Source organism: Mesorhizobium sp. M4A.F.Ca.ET.020.02.1.1 (genome assembly GCF_004022645.1).
Taxonomy (GTDB): Bacteria; Pseudomonadota; Alphaproteobacteria; order Rhizobiales; family Rhizobiaceae; genus Mesorhizobium.
On the sequence record NZ_RZOI01000849.1, the window covers coordinates 1 to 2,353 of the forward strand.

3 protein-coding genes are annotated in these 2,353 nt (G+C 65.4%); all 3 read right to left on the bottom strand.

The window, feature by feature from the left end:
• The coding region (locus EN742_RS32070; protein ID WP_148670410.1) for a Xaa-Pro peptidase family protein at positions 1 to 1,003 on the bottom strand (1,003 nt) is incomplete at its 3' end.
• Entirely contained in the window at positions 1,003 to 1,797 is a 795-nt protein-coding gene (pgeF, locus tag EN742_RS32075) for a peptidoglycan editing factor PgeF (protein WP_126058689.1), read from the bottom strand. The genes pgeF and EN742_RS32070, both read right to left, overlap by 1 nt.
• A 99-nt stretch (positions 1,798 to 1,896) precedes the next feature.
• Positions 1,897 to 2,353 (bottom strand): SAM-dependent methyltransferase (locus EN742_RS32080; protein ID WP_189375691.1); only part of this gene is annotated, 457 nt, incomplete at its 5' end.

The window sequence follows — 2,353 nt, forward strand, 5'->3', positions numbered from 1 at the left end:
GCTCGGGATTGCCCTGATAGAACATCGGCATGTCCATCCATGACGGTGTGAAGCGGGCGCCGACCGAATAGCCGCAGGCGTTCAGCCGGTGCTTGGTCAGGTTGTGGGCTTCGAGCGTTCGGGCATGTGTGTCGAAGACGTCGCCGAAGGTGTTGCCGGGCGTCATCGCCTTCTCCACCGCCAGAAGCGCGGCGCGGGCAGCATCGAACAGCTCCTGATGGCGCTTCGAGACCCTTCCGGTCAGCGCCGTGCGCATCATCGGCGCGTGATAGTGGTGGAAGACGCCGGCCCATTCGAGTGTCAGCTGGTCGTTCTTGGTCAGCTTGCGGCGCCCGGCCTTGTAGCGACAGAGCAGCGCGTCGACGCCGGAGCCGATAATGAATTCATTGGCCGGGTAGTCGCCGCCGCCGGCAAAGACCGCGCCCTGCATGGCGGCAAGGATCAGCGCCTCGTCGCCGCCCTGCTTGATCAGCGGCAGGGCAGCATCGAGCGCGTCGTCGGACAGGCTGGCGGCCTTTTCGACCTTGGCGATCTCGGCCGGGCTCTTGAACAGACGCAGCCGTCCAACGATGCCCGATGCATCGGCGATCTGGCCGAAGGTCTGCAGTTGCTCGTCGAGGCGGCGGCCGTTGTACGCCGTCAGGCCATGGGTGTCGTATTCGACGCCGATGCGGGCGCCGAGCAGGTCGAGCTCGTTGAGCAGGTTGCGCAGGTCGATCGCCGGGTTGGCGCCGTCGCGGTCGGTCCACAGGACGATGTTGTCGATGATCGAGGTTTGGCGCGCCTGCCTGAGATCGGCCGAGCGGGTCAGCAGCACCATCGACCCGTCGGCCTTCACCACCAGGCACTGGAAGAAGCAGAAGCCGAACGTGTCGTATCCGGTCAGCCAATACATGCTCTCCTGCGCGAACAGGAGCACGGCATCGAGCTTCTTCTCCGTCATCTCGATGATGAGCCGGTCGCGCCGCGCGTCGAATTCCGATCGTTCGAAGTGCAGCGCCATTATTCTTTCTCCAAAACAATTGCCGAAACCTGGCGTCCGTAATCCGCTTCCTTGCGATGGGTGGTGCGCCGGTAGGAATAGAAAAGGTGTTCTTCAGTGTAAGTGCAGCGGCCGAGACCCTCGGCGGTGACGCCCGTCTTTCTCAGCCGGTCGACCGTATAGAGGTTGAGGTCGAACAGCGCATGGCCGGGTTTGGCCGATGGCGCGAAATAGCTGATGTTGCCGGCATCGGCGTCGACGAAACGCGAGATGAATTCGGGTCCGACCTCGTAGTTCTCCGGCCCGATCGACGGTCCGAGAACGGCAACGATACGCTCGCGGCGGGCGCCGAGGCCTTCCATCGCCGCGACCGTGTTTTCGAGCACGCCGGCGAAGGCGCCTTTCCAGCCGGCATGCGCGGCGCCGACGACGCGCGCCTCGGTGTCGGCGAACAGCACCGGCCCGCAATCGGCCGTCGAGGCGCCGACGGCTATGCCCGGCCGGTCGGTGACGATGGCGTCGGCCGTGGGACGAGGGCCGGCAAAGGGCTCCCTGGCGATGACGACATCGGGCGAGTGGACCTGATGCGCGGTCAGCAGATGGCTGGCCGGCACCCCCATCCATTCGGCGACGCGGCGGCGGTTCTCTTTGACGCGCTCCTGATCGTCATTCGAGCCGGTGCCGATGTTGAGGCCGCGATAGATGCCGTCGGAGACGCCGCCGATACGGGTGAAGTAGCCGTGGCGGATGCCCCTGGCTTTCGCCGCTTCGAGCAAGGGTGAGCGAACAGGATCCGGTTTGGTCTGATTGAGCATGGATGGGTTTGTTGTCCGCGCCGGCGATTTCGTCAAGGTGAAGTTCGGACAAGAGCCCGTTTGCGCGACCGGGTTCGCAACCCGGCCGCCCGCCTTGGCTCAAGAGACTGGACCGGCCTTAGGCAGCATTTTCAGGACCTTGAACAACTCCCCCATAGCATCAGGCCCAGCCAGCCGCTCAACGGCGTCGGAAATGGCTTGCCGCGACTTTCCATCCGCCTTGGCGCCCAGCGATCCCGCCCTTTCGAGCAGGCCCATGCCGAGCAGGAAATCGCCCTGCGTGGTCGTTTCGACATCGAGGCCGTGCGCCCGGGCGGTCGCTGCCAGGGCGGCGAAATCGACATGCGCGGTGAGGTCCGCTTCGCCCGGATTGGCCAGCACGTTGTCGTGATCATGCTTGCGCAAGGCCTGCAGCGTGTCGCCGATGCCAGGCCGGAGATGGCCGTAGTCGATGAAAAGGCCGGCGCCGCCGTGCCCCGCTATCCGCTCAGCGATCGTTCCCATCAGCGCGGCGCGGGCCGGCGCCAGTTCGACGATCGCGCCTTGCGGCGCGTCC

Excerpts from the sequence above, each read along its gene's own strand:
- pgeF (WP_126058689.1), bottom strand. The coding sequence starts at position 1,797 with ATGCTCAATCAGACCAAACCGGATCCTGTTCGCTCACCCTTGCTCGAA.